Raw genomic sequence first — 26,032 nt, forward strand, 5'->3', positions numbered from 1 at the left:
CAGATGCAAGCAATTTATCGCGGACAGGCCATACGGGCGGGTGAAGAAATACGCCTTGGGTAGCAGGAAAACGACATATGAGATTAATCCAATATAAAGCCTTGTGAGGCACTTTGTCCGCAAGGCCCGTGCGGCCCTCGGAACCTGCCATGACGGCGTCTCCCCCATTTCCCAGAAATTGCGGCCGTTGCAGCGCAGACGTTTGCTCCGTGGCATCGGGTCGCCGAGAGAGTTTGCGATGTCGCTGAAAAATCTCCCCATTAACCTCAAGCTCATAGCCACCTTCTGTGCCTTGATGGGCGTGTGTCTGCTCGCCTCTGCGGTCGTGTTCTGGCAAACACTGGGGAGCGAGCGTGTCACGATTGAAAACAACCGCACCAAGGACATCATCCAGGCCGTGGATGGTGCAACGGCCGCCATGCTCGAGCAGGCCGTCAACCAGCGCGGCTTCCTGCTGTTCCGCAGCGACAGCACCTATAGTGATGTCTTCGCCCAGCGCGAGCTGATGCTGAAGAAGCTCAATGAAGCCCGCGCTCTCGCCGCCGGCCAACCGGATATCCTGAAGTCCATCGACGATATGGAAAAATCCGCCACCGTCTTCTTCAAGGAACTGGCGGAACCGCAGATCGCTGCCCGCAAGACGACGGAAGCGCCGATTTCTGACATCATCGAGATCGGCCGCAACCAGGCGAAGGGCCAGCTTGATGGCTTCCGCGCTTCCGCCGCCAAGATCAAGGAGCAGCTGAACGGCCTCTCCACCGTCTACGCCGCTGAACAGCAGGCTGCCGCCCGCAATCTGGAATACGCGCTTCTCGGCGGCGGTGCTGTCGCCGGTCTTCTCGCCGTTATCCTGATCTGGGCTCTGTCGCGCTCCATCGTCACGCCGATCGTCGGCATGACGGCGGCGATGAGCCGCCTTGCCGATGGCGACCTGACGACGGAAGTTCCCGCCACGGATCGTGGTGACGAAGTCGGCAAGATGGCGAAGGCTGTTCTGGTCTTCAAGGAAGCCGGTCTCGAAAAATCCCGCCTTGCCGGTGAGACTGACCGGATGCGCTCCGCGACCGAGGCGGAACGCCGTCGCAACGAGGAAGAAAAGGCGCGTGACGAAGCCGCCAGCGCTTTTGCGAGCGCCGAGCTTGGCAAGGGCCTTGCCGCTCTCGCCGACGGCGATCTTTCCTATCGCATCGAAACGCCTTTTGTGCCCGCCATCGATCCGGTTCGCGTGAATTTCAACAGCGCGGTCGAAAAGCTGCAGCAGGCGCTGCGCACGGTTGGCGAAAACGCCGCCGCCATCAATGCCGGCGCTTCGGAAATGCTTTCTGCCGCCGACGACCTGTCGCGCCGCACGGAACAGCAAGCCGCTTCCATCGAGGAAACCGCAGCAGCACTGGAAGAGGTCACCACCACGGTGCGCGATAGCGCCCGCGGAGCGGAAGATGCCGGCAGCCTGGTCCAGCGCGCCCGCGCCGGTGCCGAAAAATCCGGTGTCGTGGTTCGCAAGGCTGTCGCCGCCATGCGCGAAATCGAAAAGTCTTCGGGCGAAATCGGCAATATCATCGGCGTTATCGATGACATCGCCTTTCAGACCAATCTTCTGGCGCTGAATGCCGGTGTAGAAGCCGCACGCGCCGGTGATGCCGGCAAGGGTTTTGCGGTCGTTGCGCAGGAAGTTCGTGAGCTCGCCCAGCGCTCCGCCAATGCCGCCAAGGAAATCAAGGCGCTGATCAGCGCTTCCAGCCAGCAGGTGGAAAACGGCGTCAATCTGGTCGATGAGACCGGCAAGGCTCTCGAACTCATCGTGTCGGAAGTCGAAGAGATCAATGCCCATGTCAGCGCCATCGTCGTCGCTTCGCGCGAACAGGCGACCGGCCTGCAGGAAATCAACACGGCCGTGAACACCATGGATCAGGGCACCCAGCAGAACGCCGCCATGGTGGAACAGCAAACCGCCGCCAGCCATTCGCTCGCCCGCGAGGCGGAAGCGCTGAACAGTCTGCTTGGTCAGTTCAGGATGGGTAGTGCGCGCACCGCTGTCGCCGGTGCCGGTGGATATTCCGCGCCGCGCCAGTCTTCCGTGAAGCCCGCCTTCCAGCCTGCGCCCGCTGCACCCGTTCGCAAGGCCCCGGTCAAGCAGGCTTCCGCAACCGCCCGGCCGGTCGCTTCTCCCGCCCGCGCGCTTGGCCAGAGCCTCGCCCGCGCCTTCGGCGGCGCTGCCGAAGCACCGGCGGCCAAGGATCAGGACTGGACGGAATTCTGAGACCGGTTTTCAGACCGAGCAATGGAAAACGGGGCCGCTGGGCCCCGTTTTTGCGTCGGCGCTTGAGACCGTCGTGTCGCTCATGTTTCCTGCAGCCGGAACATCCGTGCGAAAAACTGCTCATCGGACAGTCGGTGAAGCAGACCGGCAATGGCGGCGGTCGCCGCAACCGCGAAAACAAGCCGCCCGACCAGAACACCATAGACGTCGGCCCCCAGCGACATCACCACGAGCGTGTCTTCAATGACACTATGGGCAAAACCCATGAACACGCAGGAGAGAAAGACCTGGCGTGGTGATATCGTCCCCGATCGCGCCTCGCGGATCAGGAAACCGGCGCCATAGGAAATCCCCAGGAACAGGCCGATGGCGGTGAGATGTTCGGCCTCGCCGCGAATGCCGGCAAGACGCATGAGAGGTGAAAGCGCTTTCATCATCAATGCCAGGAGGCCCGTGAGTCTGAGGATTTCAAGGCAAAGGGAAAGGGCAAGCAGAATGACGAGCATCCAGACCATGGTTTCCCCGAGACCGAGGAAGTAACCGGCCCAATCAGGCGTGGCGCTCACCGCAATCCAGGCGGGGTTTACCGGCGCGGACAGCCATCCCGTCACATCGAGAACCTGATGTAGCATGAAGGCATAAAGCAACCCGCCACCGACGCGCAGAGCGGTGGTGACGATCATGCCCGGTCCAGCCTTTTCAATGATCTTCTGCTCGATGGGCAGACCGTGGGCGAAGAGGATGAGTGCCGAAAAAACGGTAACGTCCGCACCGGTCAGCGAGGATGCGGGCACGAGCGTGAAGATGAGCGGCACCGCCCCCCATATGCCGACCAGCATCGCCGTCAGCCAGGCAAGACCGAGCTCCGGGGGAAGTCCGATGAGGTTCATGACGGGTGCAAAGACAGGCGCCACCGCCTCGATTGCCCCCATTCTCGATAGAACTTCGGTCAATATCGCGATCGGAACTGTGATCCGCACAAGCACCCAGTAAATTCCAAGCGTTTCGCGCGTTTTCTGCCTGATGGTTGCGACAAATGGCATATGAGGCTCCCTGAAGGTTGTCCCTATTCTCTAGGCCAAAGCTGTTCGCATTTGTGGTCAAAGATTGCATTCTTGTGCAATTTTATTGCAAAGGCGTTGAAGGACGTTATGCTGTCGGAATGGATCGGATCGACCGGAAATTGCTGAATATTCTGCAGAGTGACGCCTCGCGCACCAACGTGGATATGGCCGATGAGGTCGGCCTGTCTCCCTCCAGTTGCCTGCGCCGCCTGCAGCGCCTGCGCACATCGGGCGTGATCGATCGCATCGTGGCGATCTTAAACCCCGCAAAGGCGGGGCGTGTCCTCAAGGCTCTGGTAACGGTGGAGCTGAAAATGCACGGCGAGCAGCAAATGCGCCGCTTTCTGGATATTGCGAGTGCCGAAGAGGCCGTGTCGCACGCTTATGCGGTTACCGGCGAAAGCGATGTCGTGCTGATGCTGCGGCTGCGCGACATGGAGGAATATGATGCGCTGTGTGACCGGTTGTTCCGTGACCAGCACAATGTCGCCCGCTTCTTCACGATGGTCGTCATCAAGACGGCGAAAGAAGAAACCGCGATCAGGCTTTGAAGGTGATGGCATGCATCGCGGAACGTCTGATAGTATCAAGGCTTTGGGAAAGGTAACCGGATGGCGCCTCGCGTTAAGTTGAAACTGCTGGATGGTGCTTACGGCGTGGCCCGCCTTCAAGCCGAGGCTCCCATTCCAGCCTGGGCCGATGGCGCAGGTTTTCTCAGCATCAGCCGGACTGACGACGAGCTGTCCATCGTCTGCCGTCAGGAACGAATCCCTGATGATATTCAGGCCGATACCGGCTGGAACTGTTTAAAACTTCAGGGCCCGTTCGCCTTTGATGAGACGGGCATCGTGCTTTCGGTGATCGGACCGCTATCCACCAATGAGATCGGGATATTCGTGGTTTCGACTTTCGATGGTGATCACCTGCTGGTGAAATCGAAAGATCTGGAGAAAACGTTCGAGTTGCTGGCAAGTGCAGGGCATTCGCTCATCTAGGATTTATGAGCGTGATCCGCCCTTATGGGGTGCCAAACGGAAATATCCCGGGGCGCATCCAGAAGATCGGGCAGGGCATCGTGCCATGCCTGCCGATAGGACCGGTGAATCTGAACGTCGACAACGTCTTGATGATCGCTCCAGGTCTCATGCAGCAGAAAGTGGTTCTCGTTTTCGCCGTCCCGGTGCAGGGTCGCGTTCACGAAGGTCTTTTCGTACCGCATGGCGTCGAGCAGCGCGTTCAGCAATTCGAGAAAACGCGCGCGCTGGCCGGGGCGCACCTGGAAGCCAATGAGATAGGTAGTATGCACGGTTCTTACTCCCTGGTGCCTTGCATCAATGCTGCGCGGGTTGCCGCATCGGCGGGGTAGAAACACTCCAGCACGAGTTCAGACAGCGTGACGTCCGTCGCCGTTCCGAAAACCGTGGTGGTTGAAATGAAGCTCAATATGCCCCCCGAAGTTGGATCGCGAAGCTGGAGCGGTATCGCCAGAGGGGCAGTCCCGGCGGCATGGGGCAAGGCCTTTGGCGCGGGATAGCCCGCAAGCTCCGCATGCAGGCGGGAGAGCAGCTCGTCTCCCGTCTCTTCAACCTGATGTTTCAGTCGGTCCAGCAGATGGTGACGCCATTCGGCAAGATTGACGATGCGCGAACTCAAGCCGTCGGGATGCAGGCTCAGCCGCAATGCATTGAGCGGCGGGCGAAGCAGCTCTTCGGAAACTCCGACAAGCAGCGACGTGATCGCATCATTGGCGAGAACCACGTTCCAGTGCCGGTCCACGGCAAGGGCGGGAAAGGGCATGTGCCCATGCACTACGGTTTCGACGGCCTGCCGGGCTGCTGCCATGTCAGGCGCATCCAGCGATCGTTCGGAATGGACGGGTGCATAACCCGCCGCCAGCATCAACCGGTTGGCGGCGCGGGCCGGCATGGAAAGCTGCTCCGCCAGTTTCGCGAGCATCTCGCGGCTTGGGGATGATCGCCCGCTTTCCACAAAGCTCAGATGCCGCGCGGATATTTCAGCCTCTATCGCCAGATCGAGCTGGCTCAATCTGCGGCGGGCTCGCCATTCCTTCAGCACCTGGCCGACATGTTCTCGATGATGGGTCATGTTCCGCAGCCTAGCAGAAGAGAGCGCCAATGCGATTACCTCTAAGGTAATTGTTCCGCTTCCCAACCCTCGGCATGTTTGGGCCGTCAACCAGAAGGAGCGCAATCATGACGCAGCATCTCGCAATCGCCGAAACCTATCTCGCAGCCTGGAACGAGGAGGACAATGAGTGCCGCAGGCATCTCGTCGGTCAGGCGTGGGCAGAAAATACGCGCTATGTCGATCCGCTGATGCAGGGCGAGGGGCAGCAGGGGATTGCCGCGATGATCGAGGCGGCGCGGCAGAAATTTCCGGGATATCGTTTCGTTCTTGCCGGCACCCCGGATGGTCACGGCAACTTCACCCGTTTCTCATGGCGTCTCATTTCGCCTGATGGGGACGATGTCGCTGGCGGAACCGATGTCGTCAGCCTGAATGCCGAGGGGCGGATCGAAAACGTCGTCGGTTTTCTCGATGGCGCTGCATCCTGAGAAAGAGGCGGAATAGTCCCGCCTCCTGTCCCGGCAATCGTGTTAGCCGGCGAAACCGACGCCGGCCTGACGCTGGCCGAGCGCATTAAACACCGTGGAAACAATGCCGGCCCGGTCGAGGCCGGCATTGGCATACATGGTCTCGGGTTTGGCCTGTTCCACCCACTGGTCGGGCAGGGTCAGCGTCCGGACCTTGGGGCCATGATCGAGCAAACCGGCACTGGCCATGAAATGAAGCACATGCGCGCCAAAACCGCCGACGGAGCCTTCTTCGATGGTCACCAGAACCTCGTGATGGGCGGCCAGCTGGCGGATGAGGTCGAGATCGAGCGGCTTGGCGAAGCGCGCATCGGCAACCGTCGTCGAAAGGCCGGCGGCATCCAGGTCTTCGGCGGCCGCAAGGCATTCCGCCAACCGGGTGCCGAAGGAGAGCAGCGCAACCTTGGTGCCTTCCTTGATGATGCGGCCTTTGCCGATCTGCAAAATCTCACCGCGCGCGGGCATCTCGACGCCCACACCTTCGCCGCGCGGATACCGGAAGGAAATCGGGCCTTCATCGTAAGCCGCTGCCGTGCGCACCATATGTTTCAGCTCCGCCTCGTCGGACGCTGCCATCACCACCATGCCAGGCAGGGTGGCGAGGAAGGTCGTGTCGAACGAGCCGGCATGGGTCGGCCCATCCGCACCGACGAAACCGGCGCGGTCGATGGGGAAACGCACGGGAAGGCTCTGGATCGCCACATCATGCACCAGCTGGTCGTAACCGCGTTGCAGGAAGGTGGAATAAAGCGCACAGAATGGCTTGTAGCCATCCGCGGCAAGTCCTGCTGCAAAGGTAACGGCATGCTGTTCGGCAATGCCGACATCAAAGGTGCGGGCCGGGAAAAGCTCGGCCATCTTGTCGAGGCCGGTACCATTAGGCATGGCAGCCGTCACACCGATAATCTTCTCGTCGAGCGTCGCTTCCTGGATCAGGGCTTCGGCAAAGACGCTGGTATAGCTCGGTGCATTCGGCTTGGCTTTTGCCTGCGCGCCGGTGATGACGTCGAATTTGTTGACGCCGTGATATTTGTCCGCTGCCGCTTCCGCCGGCGCGTAACCCTTGCCCTTCTGCGTCACCACATGGATGAGAACAGGGCCTTTCTGGTTATCGCGCACATTGCGCAGCACCGGCAGAAGATGATCGAAGGAGTGACCGTCGATCGGGCCGATGTGATAGAAGCCAAGTTCCTCGAACAGCGTACCGCCGGTCACGTAGCCGCGCGCATGGGTCACGGCGCGGGTAATGGCGCGGTCGATCGTCTTGCCGAGATAGGCCGTCAGTTTCTTGCCGAAATCGCGGAAACCCATATAGGTGCGGCCGGAGGCGAGGCGTGCCAGATAAGCGCTCATCGCACCAGTCGGCGGCGCAATCGACATATCGTTGTCGTTCAAGATGACGATCAGTCGTGCATCGAGCGCACCGGCATTGTTGAGCGCCTCAAACGCCATACCGGCGGACATCGACCCGTCGCCGATGACGGCGATCACCTTGCGGTCGCTGCCATCGAGACCCGCCGCCACCGCCATGCCGAGACCTGCGGAAATGGAGGTGGAGGAATGGCCGGCGCCGAAATCATCATATTCGCTTTCGGCCCGTCGGGTGAAACCGGAAAGCCCGTTTTCCTGGCGTAGCGTGCGGATGCGATCACGCCGGCCGGTCAGGATCTTGTGCGGATAACATTGATGGCCGACATCGAAGATCAGCCGGTCTTCCGGCGTATTGAACACCTTGTGGATGGCAATCGTCAGTTCCACCACACCAAGGCCGGCACCCAGATGGCCGCCGGTCTTCGACACGGCGTCAATCATCTCGTCGCGCAGTTCCCTCGCCAGTTCCGGCAGGTCGCGATCATCGATCTCCTTGAGATCGGAGGGAAAATTCACCCGGTCGAGCAATGGTGTCTGTGGCATTCCGGTCAATCGTTCGGCCTTTTCTGGTGGTCCCCGCGCGGCGCGTGAGAACGTCTTTCATCGCGAAAGCCGCCGGGAGAGCCATGCATGTCGTATACTTCTATAGAATTTCAACCTTCCGGCAAAGGGACAAACTCTTCTTCGTCACCGGGAACGATGTCGAAGCGTCCCGTTCTCCACTCCTGTTTGGCCTGTTCTATGCGTTCTTTTGATGACGAAACGAAGTTCCACCAGATATAACGGCGCTCATTCAGCGCCGCCCCGCCGAAGATCATGATGTGACACCCATTGCTGCCGGCCTGAAGCGTGATGTCGTCACCCGGCCGGAAGACGAGCAGCTGATCGGCGGCGAAGATATCACCGGCCACATCCAGCGAGCCGGAGAGAATATAGATCGCCCGCTCCTCATGCTCTGCGGAGAACGGAAATTTTGCTGCCGGTTCGAGCGTCAGATCGACATAAAGCGTGTCGGTAAAGGCCTGAACCGGCGAGGTGAGACCCTCGAACTCACCGATCACCACGCGGCCGGATGCGCCCTTGATATCGATCAGCGGCATCTCTTCTTTTGCGGTATGGGCAAAGGCCGGGTCGATCTCTTCCATATGGTCCGGCAGGGCAAGCCATGTCTGCAGACCTGACATGGAAAGCGGATGGCCACGCAGGTTTTCCGGCGTGCGCTCCGAATGCACGATGCCCCGCCCGGCCGTCATCAGGTTGATGTCTCCCGGACGGATAACAAGCTCGGTGCCGAGACTGTCTCGATGCTTGATTTCGCCGTCAAACAGATAGGTGACGGTGGAAAGCCCGATATGCGGATGCGGCTTCACGTCGAGTGCCTCACCAGCCTTGAGAATGGCCGGACCCATGCGATCGAAAAAGATGAAGGGGCCGACAAGCCGCCGCTGCCGCGTCGGCAGCGCACGGCGCACGGCAAAGCCGCCAATATCGCTGGTGCGCGGAATGATCAGGTTTTCAATGGCATCACAGGCAAAAGCGTCGCCCGCGACGGGATCGTTACCGGGAAAGAAGGACATTGTCTGCTCCTCGTATCGTCTGGCGGGAGTTTAGCATAACCGAGGGGAAGGGGAGCATCGCGATATCAAACGCAGCGTCAAACGATCCTCGTTAACACGACATTGTGAGAGGCTTAATTCACGCCATCATCGCTCACAAAGATTTACAAACCTCTCCTCCGTCATCCTCGGCCCTGTGCCGAGGATCTAATCACGTCGAATAAAATCAATCGGTTGCAGATCCTCGGGACAAGCCCGAGGATGACGTCGAGTGTGCAGATTATGGACGTGGCCGCGTGTGGGAGCACATCAACCCGCTCCCGCTAAACGCAGTCACTCCCCGTCGAGCGGCTCCACACCCTGCGGCTTGCCCGCACGGTCGAGGCGGATTTTCTCGATGCGCTTTTCGGCAGCGTTCAGTAGCGTCTCGCAATGCTTCTTCAGGGCTTCGCCGCGCTCATAGATGGCGATGGATTCGTCCAGCGCGACGTCGCCGCGTTCCAGACGTGCAACAATGCTTTCCAGCTCGGCGACGGCTTTTTCGAACGAATAACCGCTGACATCGGCTGTGTTGGCATTTTCCGTCATGTTCAACCCTTCATCATTCTCAAAATATGCATGGCTGCCGATTCCGCCAGCCCTTCCAGATCATAACCGCCTTCCAGCAGGCTGACGACCCGGTTCGAGGCGTATTTATCCGCCATCTCCAGAAGCCGGCCCGTCGCCCAGTCGAAATCCTCGCCCACCAGATTGATCTGCGCCAGCGGATCGCGGTGATGCGCGTCGAACCCGGCGGAGATGAGGATGAGATCAGGCGAAAAATCGGCAATCGCCGGCAGAACGCGCGATTTGAACGCCTCACGAAAATGCTCGCTGCCTGTGTTTGGTGACAGCGGCGCGTTGACGATGTTGTTCTTAACGCCGGTTTCGTTTTTATCGCCGCTCCACGGATAAAGCGGCATCTGGTGGGTGGAGCAGAACAGCACGGATGTGTCGTTCCAGAAGATGTCCTGCGTGCCGTTGCCGTGGTGCACATCCCAGTCGATGATGGCGACGCGCTCCGCGCCGTGGGCCTTTTGCGCGTGGCGGGCGGCAATCGCCACATTGTTGAAAAGACAGAAACCCATGGCCTTGGCGGTCTCGGCATGGTGGCCAGGCGGGCGGGCGGCAACGAAAACATTGTCGGCACCGCCGGTAAACACATCGTCTACTGCCGCCATCGCAGCGCCGATGCCGGTCAGAGCCGCCTGAAGGCTTTTGGGGGAGAGATAGGTGTCGGACTCGACCCGGTTGATCTCGCCATCTTCTTCAGGCACCTGCCGCATGACGGCAAGGAGATGCTCTTCCGGATGCGCCAGCAGCACTGCATCCTCATTGGCCTGCGGGGCTTCCTTCCGGTTAAGCCGCTCGAAATTCGGATGTTCAAGCGCGATGTTCAGCGATCGCAGCCGGTCCGGCCGTTCGGGGTGACCTTCGGGCGTGAGGTGTTCAAGGAAGATCGGATGTTCGTAAAGACGGGTCGCCATTCTATCCTCCAGGAGAAACGTTCAGGCGCGCTGCGGCAGAAGCGGATACCCCGCCATCACGGCGCGGCCGGCAAGCGCGGCGAGAACGGCCTTCAGCGAATCGCCTGGAATGAAGGCGAGCGAACCCATGAACGCCTTCTCAAAACCGAGACCGACGACCACCGCCAGGTAGGTGATGCCAAAAGCATAAAGCACGACGACACCGCCGATCAGGCTGGCGATGAAGAAACCGATGCCCTGTGTCAGCGCCGATTGACCGCGATGAACGAATTTTTCCGAGAGCGTGCCGGTGACGAAGACGGCGGCGATCCAACCGATCAGGAAGCCCGTCGTCGGCGTGGTGAAAATTGAAAAACCACCGCGTCCGCCCGACAGGACAGGAAGACCGATGGCAGCGATGAGAATTGTCAGGAGAACCGCAAGCGTGCCGCGCTTTGCGCCCAGCACGACACCGGCCAGCATGACGCCGAGCGACTGCGCGGTAATTGGCACTGGAATGAAACCGAGCGTGATCGGCGGCAAAAGCCCGAGTGCTATGATGATGGCGGAAAACAGCGAGATCAGCACAAGGTCGCGGGTCGTCATGGCGCTCAAAACTCCGGATGGTTGTCTGGGCCCAAGCTTTGGCCCCTGAAACCGCGCGCGTCAATGGCGTCGGCAATGGCATCGGCATCCTTCAACGTCATAATCACCAGCGGCACGATAATCGTCGCCATCCGCACGGGCAGGCCGCGCGCCCGGTGGGCATCACGCACCGCATGGTAACGGTTGACGATCTCAGGCACGAAGCGCACGACAAGCCCGACCGCAAGCCCGATATCGGCTGCCTTCAGCAGCCCCAGCCTTTCCAGCGGTGCGGCGGCAAGGCTGATCTCGTCCATGAACTGCGAAATGCTGACGGTGATGGTGACGGCGGTTGCAAGTAGCGCGAGTGCCGTGAGCCGCAGAAGATTGACGCTTGCATCATGGACTGGAAGGAGGAGATAGCTGAAGGCGGCGACGAGCAGGATCGTCAGCATCACCGGTCGCAGCCGAAGCCCGATCTCCCGAACGGAAAGCCGCGTCTCGCGCAGGACGATTGCGGCCAGACCCACGGCGCATCCCAAAAGCAGCAGGTCGCGGGTGAGAAACAACGCGATACTGAAGCCCATGAGCGTCAGGAGCTTGATGCGCGGCGAGACACGGTAGAGCCAGCCGGTGCCCTCCACATGCAGCGATTTCATGGTGACACCGCCGCGAGATAATGCGCGACCGCTTCTCCGGGGCCGGCATCGGCAATCAGGATGCCTTCGTGAAAAACGAGAACGCGATCAAACCCCTGGAGTAATGACAGATCGTGGGTGATGACGATGAGTGACTGCGAGAGCGCCGCAATCGTTTTTTCCACGATTGCGCGGTTTTTGAGATCGAGTTGATTGGTTGGCTCGTCGAGAATGAGAATCTGCGGTTCGGTGACCAATAGTGCCGCCAGCGCCGCGAGCTGTAATTCCCCGCCGGAAAGCTCATGTGCACGCCGTTCCTCAAGATGAGAAATTCCAAGCCCGGCAAGAACAGCCTTCATCCGGTTTTCGGTTTCCGTCCTGCCGAGACCGAACCGCTTTAGCCCGAAGGCAATATCGTCCCGCACGATCGGCAGGATGATCTGGTTTTGCGGGTTCTGGAAAATGAAGCCCACCATCTGGAGCACCGTCTTGGCATCTGCCACGGTGTCGAGCCCGTTGACCGTCACCTTGCCCACACTCGGTTTGGTCAGCCCGTTGATCAGCCGCGCAAAACTGGTCTTGCCCGAGCCGTTGAGCCCGATCACGCCGATACGCCGCTCGGTCAATGTCAAAGACAGCGGCTGCAAGGCCTGCCGACCTTCGAAAGCGACACCGGCGGCGTCGAAACGGATTTCCAAGCTTTTATCCTCGCGCTCGTTTTCCGGTTCTATACCCCGTCATCAACAGAAGTAAAACAAGGAACAAAAAAAGAACATTGCAATCCTGAAAAAGCCGTCTTACTTTCCGTGCCATGGTGATCAAGGTTTCAAACGAAGCGGCAAGGCGGATTTTTCTGGCGCGGCAGGGGCTTTCCTCTCCGCCCGGCAAGGCGCTTTCCAAGAGCGACCTGCTGCAGCTCATCACCAATATCGGTTTTGTGCAGGTGGACAGTATCGGCACGGTGGAACGCGCCCACCACCAGATTATTTTCTCCCGTAACCAGACGTACAGGCGTGATCATCTGACCACGCTGCTGGAAAAGGACCGCGCCCTTTTCGAGCACTGGACGCATGACGCCTCCATCCTGCCGACGGAATTTTATCCCTATTGGAAACACCGCTTCCGCCGCCGCGAGCCGATCATTCAGGAACGCTGGCGCAAATGGCACGGTGAGGGTTTTGATGCCGCGTTCGGCGAAACGCTGGAGCGCATCGCCGCAACCGGGCCGGTGCTGGCACGGGAGCTTAAAGAGGAGGGACACCAGTCCGGCGGCTGGTGGAACTGGCATCCCTCCAAGACTGCACTCGAATATCTCTGGCACACCGGCAAGCTGGCAATATCAGGCCGGGTGAATTTCCAGAAGGTCTATGATCTGGCTGAGCGGGTCATTCCCGGTGAGCATCACGAGACCGAAGTGGAGCACGCCGAATTCGTTGACTGGGCCTGCCGCGAGGCGCTGAAACGGCTGGGATTTGCCACCCATGGCGAAATCGCTGCCTTTTTCGATCTTGTCACCCCGCAAGAGGCGAGAGACTGGGTCAAAAACCATCGCGATGAACTCTGCGAGGTCTCGCTTCTGGCAAGTGACGGCGACACTGCCCGCCAGTCCTATGCCTTTGCCGATTTCACCGCCGACCTCACCGACGTGCCGGAGCCCTCCGCACGCGTCCGTGTCCTCAGCCCCTTCGATCCGCTGTTGCGTGACCGTAACCGCACGGAGCGGCTGTTCGGCTTCTATTACCGCATCGAGGTCTTCGTGCCGGAGCCGAAGCGGCAATATGGCTATTATGTTTTCCCGCTTCTGGAAGGCGACCGCGTGATCGGTCGCATCGACATGAAGGCCGATCGCAAGCGCAGTACGCTGGACGTCCGTCGTCTCTGGCTGGAGCCCGGTGTGCGTGCCTCCGCCGGTCGGCTCGAGAAGCTCGATGCGGAATTGTCGCGGCTTGCGAAGTTCACGGGGGTGGAGAGCGTGAACTATCTGGATGGCTGGCGGGGGGTATAATTGCATCCTAGGCCACGGTCATTCGTCATGCTCGGGCCTGTCCCGAGCATCGGCAACGGACAACGTGTTGAATGCGTTCGCAGATCCTCGGCACAAGGCCGAGGATGACGTAGAGCGGGCGGAGAGCGCACCAAACCGAAGCGCTCCCGCGACAACCCCAAATCAACCGATATCCGTCGCCGAAATCTTGATGCCGAATCCTTCCAGGCCGACATAATGGCGCTCACGCGTGGTCATCAGCTTGATCGAGCTGATGCCGAGATCTTTCAGGATCTGGGCGCCGAGACCGATTTCCAGCCATTCGTTTTCGCGCGAACGGGCCTGCGCATGCGCTTCATCGGGATCGCGCGCCTTGCGGCGTCCGGTAACCTGGCCGACGCCGACGGAGCCTTCACGCAGATAGACGATGACGCCGCGGCCTTCCTCCGCGATCTTCTGCATATAATGCCGGACGTGCTGGCGATCGCCGAAGACGTCGTCGGCGACGTTTTCCGGGTGCAGCCGCACGGGTATGTCGATGCCATCGCGGATATCGCCGAAGATAACAGCCATATGCTGCATCGGATCCCAGGGCAGGGAATAGGTCTGCGCTTTCGCCGTCCCAAACGGCGTTTCGATGGTGAAGGAGGATTCCATTTCCACCAGCGTTTCCTTGCGCTGGCGATAGGCGATGAGATCGGCGACGGACACATGTTTCATGCCGTGTTTTTCGGCAAAATCCAGCACCTGCGGGCCACGCATCACTGTGCCGTCGTCATTCACCAGTTCGCTGATGACGCCGATGGGTGGGAGGCCTGCCAGCCGGCAAAGATCGACCGCCGCTTCGGTATGGCCGGAGCGCATCAGCACGCCGCCCTCGCGGGAAATCAGCGGAAAGATATGGCCGGGACGGGTGAAATCGGAAGCGCCGACATTGGGGTTGGCGAGATTGCGCACCGTCAAAGTGCGGTCATCGGCCGAAATGCCTGTCGTCGTGCCATGTTTGAAATCGACGCTGACGGTGAAGGCCGTGGTATGCGCGCTGTCGTTCTCCGCCACCATGGCGTTGAGATTCAGCCGCTTGGCCTCCTCGCGCGGCATGGGGGCGCAGACGATGCCGGAGGTATGGCGCACGATCAGCGCCATTTTCTCGGGCGTGCAGTGAACCGCTGAAATGATCAGGTCACCTTCGTTCTCGCGGTCGTCATCATCGGTCACGACGACGATTTCACCGGCTTCAAAAGCGCGGATGGCGTCGACGACGCGCTTCTGGTCGTAGGCCATGGTGGTCCCCTTTATTTCAGTCGGCCGGTCTGGCCGCGGTCTCTCAGGTAATGATCGGCAACGGTGCAGGCGATCATCGCCTCGCCGATCGGAACGGCGCGGATGCCGACGCAGGGGTCGTGGCGACCCTTGGTACGCACATCAACATTATTGCCATCGGTATCGATGGACAGGCGCTCCGTCAGGATGGAGGAGGTGGGCTTGATGGCGAAGCGGGCGATAACAGGTTCGCCGGTTGCGATGCCGCCGAGAATGCCGCCCGCATGGTTGGACAGGAAGATCGGCTTGCCGTCATTGCCCATGCGCATCTCATCGGCATTTTCTTCGCCGGAAAGCTCGGCCGAGGCAAAACCTTCGCCGATCTCCACGCCCTTGACGGCGTTGATCGACATCAGGCTGGAGGCGATGTCCTGATCGAGCTTGGCATAAATGGGGGCGCCGATGCCGGCGGGAACGCCTTCCGCTACAACTTCGACCACGGCGCCGATGGAGGAGCCGGCCTTGCGGATGCCGTCCAGATAGTCTTCCCAGACCGGCACCATCTCGGGGTCCGGGCAGAAGAACGGGTTCTGGTCGACCTGATCCCAATCCCAATTGTCGCGGTTGATCTTGTGTTCGCCGATCTGCACCAGCGCGCCGCGCACATTGAGGCTTGGTACCACCTTGCGGGCGATCGCACCGGCGGCGACACGCGCCGCCGTCTCGCGAGCCGAGGAGCGCCCACCGCCGCGATAATCGCGGATGCCGTATTTCAGATCATAGGTGAAATCCGCATGGCCGGGGCGAAAACGTTTGGCAATTTCGCCATAATCCTTAGAGCGCTGGTCGGTATTTTCGATCAGCATGGAAATCGGCGTGCCTGTCGTCGTCATCGTCTCGCCGTCCTCATCCAGCATCACGCCGGAAAGAACTTTCACGATGTCATCCTCGCGGCGCTGGGTCACGAAGCGGCTCTGGCCGGGCTTGCGCTTGTCCATCCAGTGCTGCACCTCGGCGAGCGTAAACCGGATGCCGGGCGGGCAACCATCCACCACGCAGCCAAGTGCCGGCCCGTGGCTTTCTCCCCAGGTGGTAACGCGAAAAAGATGACCAAAACTGTTATGCGACATAATTCTCAAGACCGGAAACAGGGCGCCTGTGGACAGCGCCGTTTAAAACAAGCGGATTTGTCTTAGTGTAAAATCCGGGCAAGGCAAAAGCCTTTCTTTCATCGCAAACGGGATAAGAAGGTGACGTACCGTTCACGACTTGCGAAAGGACGAAAAACGACAGTCCCAGCCAAGGGGGACGGAAAGTGATTCAACCGTATTGACGGGCTTTCCGAGATGACAAAATTGTAAAAGAGGTGGGGTTTTCCACCTTAAACCGGAGTTTTCCAATAATGCCGGAAAATGCGGTGTAAAAATCACTAACGGCTTGAACAAGATTTGAAATCCGTTCATCAATTGGGCCGAAAATGTCATGGTTGCGGGCAATTTCCGCCACATTCGAAAGGCAATTCTTCATGCATGTAAGGTTTTCACGCAAATCCACGAAAGCTAGATCGATGCGTATGATGATTGCCGCCCTTCTGGCCACCGCCAACCTCCTGATGCCCATCAACAGTTTCGCGCAGAGCGTCGATGTTGAAGGCACGATCAGCAAGATCGATGCCAATGGGCTGAGCATTACGCTCAACGACGGCAAGACCTATCGTGTGCCGGAAGAATTCAATTTCGAAGGTTTGAAGGCGGGCGTGAAGGTCGTGGTTTTCTACACGGAAGTGGACGGGAAACGCGTGATCGACGACCTGCAGGTCGTTGAGTAGGCTCCAGCCCCTCAGTCAGCTCTTATACCAACATCCGTTGTGAAACGAGCGGGTGCCACAGGTTTCTTTTTCCCGCCGGGGAGAAGTCCGCGGCAGCGGGATGAGGGGGGGCAAGCTTTCCGAAATCCGGCAACGTTGCCCCTCATCCAACCCTTCGGGCCCCCTTCGCCCCGCCGGGGAGAAGAAACAAGCCTCGATGGCCTGCCAATCAGAGGAAACCTACCAGCAACTAGGAAATCCACTCCACGCTGTTTCTGTCGATCTCGACCTTCAATATCTGGTCCTGCGGGATTTGCGTCCGCGACGCCTCATCCTTGTCCATGCCTGAAACAAGCCGGAAGATCGAGCGGATCACGCCGCCATGGCAGACGCAGACTGTCGGCTTGTCTACGGAGGCAAGCCATGCACCGATGCGCCAGGAGAGGATTTCATAACTTTCGGCATCCTGGCCGGGGGGAATGAAATCCCATTTATTGGCCTTGCGCGCCTTCACCCGGTCCGGGAATTCTTTTTTCAATTCCGGCAGGGTCTGGCCCTCCCAGTCGCCGAAGGACACCTCGACGAGACGGTCATCGGTGCGGTAGGCCTTGGGATCGAGCCCCATGGCCCCGCGCATCAGTTCCATGGTTTCGCGCGTGCGCCCGAGCGGACTTGCCACATAATCGAAATCCGTGGCCCGCTCGCCCAGAAGACGGGTGAGAAGCACGCCATTGCCGACCGCCTGCTGGCGGCCGAAATCGTTGAGCGGAATGTCTTTCTGGCCCTGAAGCCGGCGTATCGCATTCCAGTCCGTTTGTCCGTGCCGGATCACATAGACGAGCAAGGCGATACCCCGTTTTCAAACGTCGCAGACTTAGTCCTTCACGACCGAAATGTCAGGCGCATCCACCGCCTTCATGCCGATGGTGTGATAACCGGAATCGACATGGTGGATTTCGCCGGTCACGGCGGTCGAGAGGTCGGATAGCAGGTAAAGCGCCGACTTGCCGACTTCCTCGATGGAAACAGTGCGCTTCAGCGGCGCATTATATTCGTTCCATTTCAGAATGTAACGGAAGTCACCGATGCCGGAAGCGGCCAGTGTCTTGATCGGGCCGGCCGAAACGGCGTTGACGCGGATGCCGCGGCTGCCGAGGTCGACAGCGAGATAACGCACGCTGGCTTCAAGAGCGGCCTTGGCCACGCCCATCACGTTGTAATTCGGCATGACCTTCTCTGCACCGTAATAGGTGAGCGTGATGATCGAGCCGCCATCATTCATGATAGGCTCCGCACGCTTGGCGACAGCGGCCAGCGAGAAGACGGAAATATCCATGGTGCGGTTGAAGTTGTCGCGGCTGGTGTCGAGGTAACGACCCGTCAGCTCGTCCTTGTCGGAAAACGCAATGGCGTGCACGACGAAGTCGATCTTGCCCCAGTGCTTTTCCAGCGAGGCGAAAACCGCGTCGATCGTCTCGAGGTCCGTCACGTCACAGTGGCCGGCCATAAAAGCGCCGAGTTCCTCTGCCAGCGGTTCGACACGCTTCTTCAGCGCGTCGCCCTGCCAGGTGAGTGCGAGTTCCGCGCCTGCATCCGCGCAGGCCTTGGCAATGCCCCAAGCGATTGAACGATTATTGGCGACACCCATGATGAGGCCGCGTTTGCCAGCCATAAGGCCGGATGCCTGAGCCATTTTATGCTCCCTAGTACTTTTGATCGGTCCTGCCTATGGCATAGGCTGCAATCCTGTTCAAGATTGCCAAGGATCATCAACTGTTAGGGAACGTAACAAAGGGTGCGTTGTCCCGGCTATTCGCAAAACTTTCACAAATAAAGGCCTTCGCGCATGTGCCGCATCAGGTCGGTCACCTTCTCATCCGGCTTTTCGAGCAGGACGATGCGCAATTCGATGACGAGATCGCCGGAACCACCCTTGCCGTCGGCAAGGCCTTTGCCGGCAAGCCTCAGCACCCGGTCCGAGCCGGACCATGCCGGAATAGTGATGTTCTCCTCGCCGAGCGGAGTGCGGACTTTGGCTTCGCAGCCCAGCACCGCATCACCAAGCGAGATCGGCAAGGTCGTGTGGATATCGAAACCGCGAAGAGAAAACGCGTCCTCGCGTGCGGTCAGCAATGTTACAGCGAGATCGCCGCGGGCCATGTTCGGAAGCTTCAGCCCCTGTCCCTTCAGCCGCACCACATGTCCGTCCGTCATGCCGGCTTCCAGCTGGAAACGAACCTCACGTTCGTCGGCAAGCGACACGGTAATCCACTTTTGCTCCAGCAGGTCGGCCACGGTGACGGTGGCTTCCGCGGTAATATCGGGCGCCTTGTCGGGGGCCGGCTGCGAGGTGCGGAACCGGCGCACGAGGGCGCTGAAGAGATTGGCGGCAAGCGAGGTGGACGCGGTCTTGTCATCGCCGGCGCCGGGCTGCGCAGCTTCGCCGGCAGTAGGAATATCACCTTTTGCAGCGTTTGCAGCCGCCTTAGCCGCTTCCGCAGCCTGCTGCACCTTCGGGTCGTTTTGTGCATCGGCCCCGAAAATGCGCTCGACGATATCTTCCGCCGTCTCAGTTTTTCCGTCGAATTTCTGGCCGGTCTGCGCCCGGTTGCGGGCGTCCGCACGGGCCAGTTCCTCCATCAGCTTCTCAGCCGCCTTGGCGCGTTCGGCCGCCTCACGCGCCGCTTCCCGCTGCTGCATGATGGTTTCGCCGCGCTGCTTTTTTTCGGCCGCCTTGCGGGCCTGATCGTAAAGATCACGCTTCTTGGGGTCTTTCAGAAGATCGTAGGCCTGCCCTATCTCGGCGAATCGCGCCGAAGCATCGGGATCGTCGCGATTGGCGTCCGGATGGACGGTTTTCGCCTTCGTGCGCCAGGCGGCCTTGATGTCCTCGTGGCGGGCGTCACGTTTCACGCCGAGGATGGAATACGGATCGCGCATGCGAAACACCAGTTACGTTGGCTCAGGCGCGTGCTGCCGATCATGGCGCAATCCTGAAACTAACCCTCCGACAAGGGGTGCCCGCGATCATTCGCCTGCACGCCCTCGGTTTAATCAACGTCGACTGTTGCAATAAGTTGCTAATCACTTCTTTACGCACGGAGCGTGCGCAGCCCGGGCCGGTTCTATTCCACGCGCCAAGGTAAATAGATTATTTCTGCTCGAAGCGGGTCATCAACCATTCGCCGGTTTCCGACAGGCAGGCCTGTCCGGAATAAGCAGCCACGCCCTCGAAGGAGTGGCGCGTCGTCTTGAAGTCGCGGCAGACGAAACCGCTGGATTTATCTTCGTGGATGGCGGTCACGACGCCGGCGCTGCCGGTTGCGGCATTGGCCCAGGGCAGCGGCTGGTCGGCGAGCTTTGCGAGATCGGCCGAGGTTACCGCATTGCGGATGGTCGCATCGTCCGTCTGGGGCGCATTGTTCAGCTGGTTGGGAACGGAGGCCGTGGAAAGCGAGCGGTCGACCTTGTCGCCGCCGAACAGGTCGAGGCTGACGCAACCGCTCAGCACCACAAGCATCGACACGACGGCGGAAACTTCCGCTACCGATGAAAGGAGGCTCTTTGTTCGACTGTTCGACTTTGCTATGACGGTCACCATCTTTCACCAGAGATCATCTCTGGGGTCCAAATCAGCTCGGGAGCATTTTAGTCAATATGTCGGAAACGGGGTTAACATCCAGTGACTTCACGGAAGAAAATGAACCTTTTGCACTTTTTGCCGAATGGCTGAAAGATGCGACGGCTTCCGAAATCAACGATCCGAACGCGGTGGCGCTTGCCACCGTGGACGAAAATGGCCTGCCGAATGTGCGCATGGTGCTGCTAAAAGACGTCGATGATCGCGGTTTCGTTTTCTATACGAATTTCGAAAGCCAGAAGGGTCGCGAAATCCTTGGCCAGAAAAAAGCGGCCATGTGTTTCCACTGGAAAAGCCTGCGCCGGCAGGTACGTCTGCGCGGCGAGGTGGAGATCGTGAGCGACGAGGAGGCGGACGCCTATTACGCCTCGCGCCCGCGTGGAAGCCGCATCGGCGCCTGGGCATCCAAGCAGTCGCGGCCTTTGGAAGGCCGTTTTGCGCTGGAAAAAGCGGTGGCCGAATATACCGCCAGATATGCGATCGGTGATATTCCGCGCCCGTCCCACTGGTCCGGTTTCCGCATCCGGCCCCTCAGCATCGAATTCTGGCACGACCGCAAGTTCCGCCTGCACGACCGCATCGAGTTCCGCCGCGACACGCCTGACGGTGCCTGGTCCAAGGTTCGTATGTATCCGTAACGCCATCCGGGCAGGCCACCTCGGCCTGCCTATTTCAGTAGCTGGTCAAACAACGGCAGGCCGATAACGGCGGAAATGGCGATCAGGCCGTAGCAGATGCGCCGGAACGCCGCCTCATCGGCAAGACCGTGCAGTCGCGCACCGGCATAAAGACCGAGCCCATAAAAGGGCAGGGCCAGCAGGAAAAACACGAAGACATCTGTCGTGAACAGGCCGCCGACAAAGTAGCTGGCGATGGAAAACACCGTCGAAACCGCGAAATAAAGAATGACATTGGCGCGCACGAAAGCGCCTTTCAGCGCACCGCCCAGCCAATAGGCGACGACGGGCGGGCCACCCAGCTGTGCCGCCCCCGAAAAAAGCCCAGCCAGCAGCCCTGTGAAAAGGGTAAGCGGCGTCTTTGGCCGGCCGCTGTAACGCCAGCCGGACACCAGAAAAACAAGCAGCACCACGACCACGCCCGAGATGAGCCAGCGCAGGGTCAGCGGATCACCCTTGGAAAGCAGCATTGTTCCGACGGGCACGCCGACAAAGGCGCCGACCGCCATGGTGAAGACCTCACGCCGGTCCGCCATGCGAAAGGCGGGCGGTATCATGCCGAGCGTCAGAACGGCGTCCACCACCAGCAGAACCGCCGAGGCGACACGCGGCCCGACGATGGCGCTTGCAAGCGGTATGAAGATGAGCGCTGCACCGAAGCCGGAAAAGCCGCGGGCAAGACCGGCAAGAAAGGCGGCGCCCGCAAACATGGCGAGCAGCGCCGGGCTATGTGCGGTGACGAGTGGCGACAGGAAGTCGAGATGGGACATGGGTGATGGCACGTTTGTTCGAATATCTTTTCTCTATCTCGCTTGCATGCGCCTGTCCCGGAAATTTCCGTTCATGACTGCATAACGCACTGACGGGTCGACGCCGTCAAAGAATCATGATTAGAGTTGTGGCGCGCGTGAACAAAGGATGAACAAATGTTTGCTGAGATGATGCCTCGGTTTGAAGAGGCTTCGCAAAAATATGCCGCTGAAAACGGGATATTCCGCGATCCGGACTGGTACATGCTGAAGCTTCAGGAAGAGGTTGGCGAGGTCACGCAGGCCTGGAACCGGCTGACGGGACGGGGACGCATCAAGGGCAGGAGCAAAGAGGAGATGAAACGGGATCTGGCCGACGAAACCGCCGATCTCCTCGGCCATGTGCTGTTACTGGCCCATTATAACGGTCTCGATATTGAAGGAGCGATCGAGCGTAAGTGGCGCTTTACGCCGTCAAAACCCTGAAGGCTCCAGCTTTTCCATCATGGCCGCCACGGCGTTAAGGTCGCTTGCGACGGCAACGCACTTCTCCCGCATTTCCTCAGTGGATGGCGCGACATCGGGCACCATGATCGTCATCATGCCCGCCGAAGTCGCCGAGCGTACGCCTGAGTAGGAATCCTCCAGCGCAAGGCAGAGACCCGGATCGAGGGAAAGCCGTCGGGCTGCGGTCAGATAGGGCATGGGCGCCGGTTTCGGTTGGGTATAGTCCCCGCGTGCGACGATGGTGTCGAAACGTCCGAGAAGATCGTGAGGGCCGAGGTGGCGCGTCACCGAATCGTGCCGCGACGAGGTGGCGATGGCGCGGCGGATATCGAGCCGGTCGAGAAGATCGAGGATTTCGATGACGCCGGGTTTCAGCTCCACACCATCAGCCATCATCACGCCAAGATGCCGCAGCCACGCATCGCGGAAAGTGTCGATCGGAAAATCCGCGCCATAATCGGCAATGATGGCGCCGGTGATGACATCCCAGGGGCTGCCGCAGACCTTCTGATAAGTCTCGACCTTCATGCCATGGCCGCCTTCATCCGAGGCCGCCAGAAATGAATCGCGATAGAGCCTCTCGCTTTCGATCAGCAATCCGTCCATGTCGAAAACCACGGCCCGCGGCAGAAAAGGCAGCATGGCTTAACCGAACCGGAATGGGCGTTCGCCAAGGCTTTCAAACGGGCGGATCAGGTACCCATCTGGATCCGCGACGATGAACTGCCGGTTGCCCACTTCGACCGTGCCGCGCCTGTACCATTTTTCCTCCAGCGGCATGACGAGGTCGATGGAGGATCGCTCCAGCCGGAAAAGAATGGGTTGCAACGAAGGAACGGCGAGCTGCAGATTCATGCCGCGGCCCAAGGGTGTGTCGAGCGAGGCATTCCCCGCCACGAAGGTCCGGGTCGCGCCGATCTGGTCGATCATCAGCTCCGCGTCGCCTAGCGCCAGATAGGTGAAACCCTCTTCGGGGCGCTCATAGACCACATGAAAACCGATCAGGTCACAATAAAAAGCGCGGCTTTTCTGCCAGTCGCTGACGGCAAGTTCCGGGACGAGGGCATTTCGTATGATGGTCATGGTCTCCTTTGCCGCGCAGGCCCGGGATGGGAGGAAGGGCCTGCCATAAGCTTCGATATTATCGTCTTGCCGCCAACACGCCAGAGAAAACAGCATCTGGCAGCCATGTGCCGGCTGTGAGGATGTACCGCTACATCACAATCGCGCACTACATGCCCGCATTGACCGTCTTAACCCCCAGGTCGGCACATTTACGCTTTCGTACCGCCGACGGTGATCTGGTCCATGCGCAGATGCGGCTGGCCGACACCGACCGGCACCCATTGTCCGGCCTTGCCGCAATTGCCGATGCCGGTATCGAGCTTGGAATCATTGCCGATCATCGAGACGCGCTTCATCGCATCCGGCCCGTTGCCGATCAGCATCGCGCCCTTCACCGGCGCGCCGATCTTGCCGTTTTCGATCAGGTAGGCTTCGGTGCAGCCGAACACGAATTTGCCCGAGGTGATATCCACCTGGCCGCCGCCGAAGGAAACGGCATAGATGCCCTTCTTCACGGAGGCGATGATCTCTTCCGGCGTCTTGTCGCCCGACAGCATGTAGGTATTGGTCATGCGCGGCATCGGCACATAGGCATAACCCTGACGGCGGCCGTTGCCGGTCGCTTTCGCCCCCATCAGCCGCGCGTTCTGGCGGTCCTGCATATAGCCCACCAGCCTGCCGTTCTCGATCAGCACATTATAAGCAGAAGGCGTGCCCTCATCATCGATGGTAAGCGAACCACGGCGGCTGTCGATGGTGCCGTCGTCCACCACGGTCACGCCGGGCGCGGCGACCATTTCGCCCATCAGACCGGCAAAGGCCGAGGTCTTCTTACGATTGAAATCGCCTTCAAGGCCATGGCCCACAGCCTCATGCAGCATGACGCCGGGCCAGCCGGAGCCCAGCACCACGTCCATGGTGCCGGCAGGTGCATCGATGGCGGTGAGGTTGACGAGCGCCTGACGCAGCGCTTCATCCGCACCGCGCTGCCAGTTTTCTGTGGTAATGAAATCGCCGAAACCGACACGTCCGCCAATGCCGTAAGAGCCGCTTTCCTGCCGGTCGCCTTCGCCGGCGACGACGGAAATATTGATGCGGGTCATAGGGCGGATATCGCTGACACGATGACCATCGGCGCGCAGAATATCCACCACCTGCCAGCTCGCGGAAATCGTCGCCGTCACCTGCCGCACATTCGGATCCTTGTCGCGCAGATAGGCATCGATATCGGTGAGGAGCTTCACCTTATCCTCAAAACTCGGGCTGCCGATCGGGTTCTCATCGCCGTAGAGCTTCTTGTTGGTGCGTTGCGGTGCCGCCGCATAAGAACCGGAATAACCCCGCGTGACGGCGCCGACCGCATCCGAAGCCCGCTTCAGCGCGCCTTGCGAAAGCTCGCCGGCATGGGCGTAACCCACCGTCTCGCCGGCAACGGCGCGCAGGCCAAAACCCTGATCGGTGTTGAATGACCCACCCTTGAGGCGGCCATTGTCGAAAGTCAGCGATTCGGCCTGGGCATGTTCGATGAAAAGCTCACCATCGTCAGCGCCCGCGAGAGCCTCGCCGACAAGCTTGCGCAATTGCGTTTCATCGCAATCGAAGAGTTTTACAAGGTCGTCGGTCATTAGCGGCTCCAAACTGAATAGTGTCTGGCAAGCATGTAGGATCGTGCGCCGCCGGTGGCAAGCCAAAGCGTGATGAGGCTCAGGTCATTCGAAAAATGAGATGGACCACAGTGAAAGCTGCCACATATACACCTGCCTGGTGAACGATAAGCTTTAGCGTGAGGGGGTAGCGGTGATTAGGATCTGAGGCCAAGCGTTGCCAATGAAGAATGGCAATCTGATTTCCTGCAATGATCGATATCGCCAGCTCAAGGCCCGATCCTGTCTGTAAGGCCGCCGGTAAAACCGCAAGGCTTTGCGCTGAGCTCGCAACAAAAGCGACGGCAATGTAAAAAATGGCGGCGCCATAGATAGAGCGCCGCGGAATAGGTCGAAATTCTTTCATATTTTTCAGTAATCTCTAAAACTATACGTTCATGGTATAGTTTGAGTACTGAAAAGCAACTCCCTTTGCTCAGGGAAGCGCGTCATAACCCTCGGCAAAGCCGGTAAGCTCGATCGGAATACCTACGCGATCCTGATCCACGGATTCACGCAGTGCAAAAACGGCGTTCTTGCCGGCGCGCAGCACCTTCAGCAGCTCGTCATCAATATCGACTTCGACATAGCAGCCTTCGGAGAAGCAGCGGGTGAAATAGGCGCGGCCGATATTGTTGTTGTCGATGTAAAGTTCCATGCCATCCTTCAACAGCACGCCGAGCGGCGCAAGGATGCGCAGAATACGCGACTTGCGGTCGGCGGTTTTCAGGATGACCACCGAAAGGCCAACTTCGGGGCGGTCGTCGGCAATGACGTTCTGCATCAGCGCGCATTGTTCTTCGGAGGCGCCAGCCGGCTTGTCGCAGATGACGGACCATGCGCCATGCGTCGACTTCGGCGTGCCGGGCGGCTGCTGTTGCGCCAGCGCTGCGGCAGCGGGGGCGATGATGGCAAGACCGGCGGCGGCAAGAAAAGTGCGCGCGAGCGGGGAAAGACGCATGGATACCTCTGGGATTCGAATCAGTGCGGCTATTTTGACGCCATAATCCGGAAAAAAAAGCCTGGAGCCTTCAATTCCAGCCGAGTTGGGCGGAAATAGGACCTGTTGGCCCGCATGGGGGATGGATTTGTCCGGTGCGTCC

Annotated in this window: 30 protein-coding genes; 8 read left to right on the top strand and 22 right to left on the bottom strand. The window is 59.6% G+C overall.

Features of this window, described 5'->3' with window-relative positions; genetic code table 11:
• Positions 1-238: 238 nt before the first annotated feature.
• Entirely contained in the window at positions 239-2,260 is a 2,022-nt protein-coding gene (locus ACFVTJ_RS06655; RefSeq protein ID WP_386905743.1) for a methyl-accepting chemotaxis protein, read from the top strand.
• 80 nt (positions 2,261-2,340) lie between these two features.
• Here ACFVTJ_RS06655 and ACFVTJ_RS06660 read toward each other — a convergent pair whose 3' ends face one another.
• Positions 2,341-3,303, bottom strand: coding sequence for a nucleoside recognition domain-containing protein (locus ACFVTJ_RS06660; protein WP_386905745.1), 963 nt, complete (start codon positions 3,301-3,303; stop codon positions 2,341-2,343).
• A 119-nt stretch (positions 3,304-3,422) separates the two neighbouring features.
• Between ACFVTJ_RS06660 and ACFVTJ_RS06665 the strand changes: the two genes are divergently transcribed.
• Together ACFVTJ_RS06665 and ACFVTJ_RS06670 are read left to right on the top strand one after the other, a co-directional pair.
• A complete protein-coding gene (locus ACFVTJ_RS06665; protein WP_386905747.1) occupies positions 3,423-3,875 on the top strand; it encodes an Lrp/AsnC family transcriptional regulator in 453 nt (150 codons plus the stop codon).
• 60 nt (positions 3,876-3,935) lie between these two features.
• Positions 3,936-4,319: an ACT domain-containing protein gene (locus tag ACFVTJ_RS06670; RefSeq protein ID WP_386905749.1), complete on the top strand. Its 384-nt coding sequence runs from the start codon at positions 3,936-3,938 to the stop codon at positions 4,317-4,319.
• Here the strand turns inward: ACFVTJ_RS06670 and ACFVTJ_RS06675 are convergent.
• A complete protein-coding gene (locus tag ACFVTJ_RS06675; protein WP_386905751.1) occupies positions 4,316-4,630 on the bottom strand; it encodes a putative quinol monooxygenase in 315 nt (104 codons plus the stop codon). The genes ACFVTJ_RS06670 and ACFVTJ_RS06675 overlap by 4 nt on opposite strands.
• A 5-nt stretch (positions 4,631-4,635) precedes the next feature.
• Entirely contained in the window at positions 4,636-5,430 is a 795-nt protein-coding gene (locus tag ACFVTJ_RS06680; RefSeq protein ID WP_386905752.1) for a helix-turn-helix domain-containing protein, read from the bottom strand.
• A 107-nt stretch (positions 5,431-5,537) separates the two neighbouring features.
• On the opposite strand from ACFVTJ_RS06680, the gene ACFVTJ_RS06685 reads away from it, so the two are divergent.
• Positions 5,538-5,900, top strand: coding sequence for a nuclear transport factor 2 family protein (locus ACFVTJ_RS06685; protein WP_386905754.1), 363 nt, complete (start codon positions 5,538-5,540; stop codon positions 5,898-5,900).
• A gap of 42 nt (positions 5,901-5,942) precedes the next feature.
• On the opposite strand, the gene dxs is transcribed toward ACFVTJ_RS06685, so the two are convergent.
• The 7 genes from dxs to ACFVTJ_RS06720 all read right to left on the bottom strand — a co-directional run bounded on the left by dxs (position 5,943) and on the right by ACFVTJ_RS06720 (position 12,292).
• Complete coding sequence (dxs, locus tag ACFVTJ_RS06690) at positions 5,943-7,862, bottom strand: 1-deoxy-D-xylulose-5-phosphate synthase (protein ID WP_386905756.1); 1,920 nt, start codon at positions 7,860-7,862, stop codon at positions 5,943-5,945.
• A 101-nt stretch (positions 7,863-7,963) separates the two neighbouring features.
• Positions 7,964-8,887: a pirin family protein gene (locus ACFVTJ_RS06695; RefSeq protein WP_386905758.1), complete on the bottom strand. Its 924-nt coding sequence runs from the start codon at positions 8,885-8,887 to the stop codon at positions 7,964-7,966.
• Positions 8,888-9,199: 312 nt separating this feature from the next.
• Positions 9,200-9,454: an exodeoxyribonuclease VII small subunit gene (locus ACFVTJ_RS06700; RefSeq protein WP_003503059.1), complete on the bottom strand. Its 255-nt coding sequence runs from the start codon at positions 9,452-9,454 to the stop codon at positions 9,200-9,202.
• A gap of 2 nt (positions 9,455-9,456) precedes the next feature.
• Entirely contained in the window at positions 9,457-10,392 is a 936-nt protein-coding gene (locus ACFVTJ_RS06705) for a histone deacetylase family protein (RefSeq protein ID WP_386905760.1), read from the bottom strand.
• A gap of 21 nt (positions 10,393-10,413) precedes the next feature.
• Complete coding sequence (locus tag ACFVTJ_RS06710; RefSeq protein ID WP_386905761.1) at positions 10,414-10,977, bottom strand: biotin transporter BioY; 564 nt, start codon at positions 10,975-10,977, stop codon at positions 10,414-10,416.
• A gap of 5 nt (positions 10,978-10,982) precedes the next feature.
• Complete coding sequence (locus ACFVTJ_RS06715; protein ID WP_386905763.1) at positions 10,983-11,615, bottom strand: CbiQ family ECF transporter T component; 633 nt, start codon at positions 11,613-11,615, stop codon at positions 10,983-10,985.
• On the bottom strand, positions 11,612-12,292 hold the full coding sequence (locus ACFVTJ_RS06720; protein ID WP_386905765.1) for an energy-coupling factor ABC transporter ATP-binding protein: 681 nt from the start codon (positions 12,290-12,292) through the stop codon (positions 11,612-11,614). The genes ACFVTJ_RS06715 and ACFVTJ_RS06720 overlap by 4 nt, the downstream gene beginning before the upstream one ends.
• A 113-nt stretch (positions 12,293-12,405) precedes the next feature.
• On the opposite strand from ACFVTJ_RS06720, the gene ACFVTJ_RS06725 reads away from it, so the two are divergent.
• Entirely contained in the window at positions 12,406-13,599 is a 1,194-nt protein-coding gene (locus tag ACFVTJ_RS06725; RefSeq protein WP_386905767.1) for a winged helix-turn-helix domain-containing protein, read from the top strand.
• Positions 13,600-13,761: 162 nt separating this feature from the next.
• On the opposite strand, the gene ribB is transcribed toward ACFVTJ_RS06725, so the two are convergent.
• Positions 13,762-14,862 carry a 3,4-dihydroxy-2-butanone-4-phosphate synthase gene (gene ribB, locus ACFVTJ_RS06730; RefSeq protein ID WP_386905769.1) on the bottom strand — a complete coding sequence of 367 codons (1,101 nt, stop codon included), beginning with the start codon at positions 14,860-14,862 and terminating at the stop codon, positions 13,762-13,764.
• Positions 14,863-14,873: 11 nt separating this feature from the next.
• Complete coding sequence (gene aroC / locus ACFVTJ_RS06735) at positions 14,874-15,971, bottom strand: chorismate synthase (protein ID WP_386905771.1); 1,098 nt, start codon at positions 15,969-15,971, stop codon at positions 14,874-14,876.
• A gap of 437 nt (positions 15,972-16,408) precedes the next feature.
• Between aroC and ACFVTJ_RS06740 the strand changes: the two genes are divergently transcribed.
• Positions 16,409-16,669 (top strand): DUF1344 domain-containing protein, encoded by a 261-nt coding sequence (locus tag ACFVTJ_RS06740; protein WP_386905772.1) that lies wholly within the window; start codon positions 16,409-16,411, stop codon positions 16,667-16,669.
• A gap of 229 nt (positions 16,670-16,898) precedes the next feature.
• Here the strand turns inward: ACFVTJ_RS06740 and ACFVTJ_RS06745 are convergent, their stop codons facing one another.
• The 4 genes from ACFVTJ_RS06745 to ACFVTJ_RS06760 all read right to left on the bottom strand — a co-directional run bounded on the left by ACFVTJ_RS06745 (position 16,899) and on the right by ACFVTJ_RS06760 (position 20,249).
• A complete protein-coding gene (locus tag ACFVTJ_RS06745) occupies positions 16,899-17,492 on the bottom strand; it encodes a histidine phosphatase family protein (RefSeq protein WP_386905774.1) in 594 nt (197 codons plus the stop codon).
• A 30-nt stretch (positions 17,493-17,522) separates the two neighbouring features.
• Complete coding sequence (gene fabI, locus ACFVTJ_RS06750; protein WP_386905776.1) at positions 17,523-18,341, bottom strand: enoyl-ACP reductase FabI; 819 nt, start codon at positions 18,339-18,341, stop codon at positions 17,523-17,525.
• A gap of 131 nt (positions 18,342-18,472) precedes the next feature.
• Complete coding sequence (locus ACFVTJ_RS06755; RefSeq protein WP_386905778.1) at positions 18,473-19,588, bottom strand: DnaJ C-terminal domain-containing protein; 1,116 nt, start codon at positions 19,586-19,588, stop codon at positions 18,473-18,475.
• A 211-nt stretch (positions 19,589-19,799) separates the two neighbouring features.
• Complete coding sequence (locus ACFVTJ_RS06760) at positions 19,800-20,249, bottom strand: RT0821/Lpp0805 family surface protein (protein WP_386905780.1); 450 nt, start codon at positions 20,247-20,249, stop codon at positions 19,800-19,802.
• 56 nt (positions 20,250-20,305) lie between these two features.
• Between ACFVTJ_RS06760 and pdxH the strand changes: the two genes are divergently transcribed.
• Positions 20,306-20,926 (top strand): pyridoxamine 5'-phosphate oxidase, encoded by a 621-nt coding sequence (gene pdxH / locus ACFVTJ_RS06765; protein WP_386905782.1) that lies wholly within the window; start codon positions 20,306-20,308, stop codon positions 20,924-20,926.
• A 29-nt stretch (positions 20,927-20,955) separates the two neighbouring features.
• Here the strand turns inward: pdxH and ACFVTJ_RS06770 are convergent, their stop codons facing one another.
• On the bottom strand, positions 20,956-21,735 hold the full coding sequence (locus tag ACFVTJ_RS06770) for a sulfite exporter TauE/SafE family protein (protein ID WP_386905784.1): 780 nt from the start codon (positions 21,733-21,735) through the stop codon (positions 20,956-20,958).
• Between the two features lie 156 nt (positions 21,736-21,891).
• Between ACFVTJ_RS06770 and ACFVTJ_RS06775 the strand changes: the two genes are divergently transcribed.
• A complete protein-coding gene (locus tag ACFVTJ_RS06775) occupies positions 21,892-22,200 on the top strand; it encodes a MazG nucleotide pyrophosphohydrolase domain-containing protein (RefSeq protein ID WP_386905786.1) in 309 nt (102 codons plus the stop codon).
• Here the strand turns inward: ACFVTJ_RS06775 and ACFVTJ_RS06780 are convergent.
• The 5 genes from ACFVTJ_RS06780 to ACFVTJ_RS06800 all read right to left on the bottom strand — a co-directional run bounded on the left by ACFVTJ_RS06780 (position 22,189) and on the right by ACFVTJ_RS06800 (position 25,890).
• On the bottom strand, positions 22,189-22,863 hold the full coding sequence (locus ACFVTJ_RS06780; RefSeq protein ID WP_386905788.1) for an HAD family hydrolase: 675 nt from the start codon (positions 22,861-22,863) through the stop codon (positions 22,189-22,191). The two genes, ACFVTJ_RS06775 and ACFVTJ_RS06780, sit on opposite strands and share 12 nt — an antisense overlap.
• 3 nt (positions 22,864-22,866) lie before the next feature.
• On the bottom strand, positions 22,867-23,304 hold the full coding sequence (locus ACFVTJ_RS06785) for a bleomycin resistance protein (protein ID WP_386905790.1): 438 nt from the start codon (positions 23,302-23,304) through the stop codon (positions 22,867-22,869).
• 191 nt (positions 23,305-23,495) lie between these two features.
• Positions 23,496-24,911, bottom strand: a complete 1,416-nt coding sequence (tldD, locus tag ACFVTJ_RS06790; RefSeq protein WP_386905792.1) for a metalloprotease TldD — start codon at positions 24,909-24,911, stop codon at positions 23,496-23,498.
• A 79-nt stretch (positions 24,912-24,990) separates the two neighbouring features.
• Positions 24,991-25,296, bottom strand: coding sequence for a hypothetical protein (locus ACFVTJ_RS06795; RefSeq protein WP_386905794.1), 306 nt, complete (start codon positions 25,294-25,296; stop codon positions 24,991-24,993).
• A 69-nt stretch (positions 25,297-25,365) separates the two neighbouring features.
• A complete protein-coding gene (locus ACFVTJ_RS06800; RefSeq protein WP_386905796.1) occupies positions 25,366-25,890 on the bottom strand; it encodes an invasion associated locus B family protein in 525 nt (174 codons plus the stop codon).
• Positions 25,891-26,032 lie beyond the last annotated feature (142 nt).

The organism is Agrobacterium sp. NPDC058088, from assembly GCF_042885035.1.
GTDB lineage: Bacteria > Pseudomonadota > Alphaproteobacteria > Rhizobiales > Rhizobiaceae > Agrobacterium.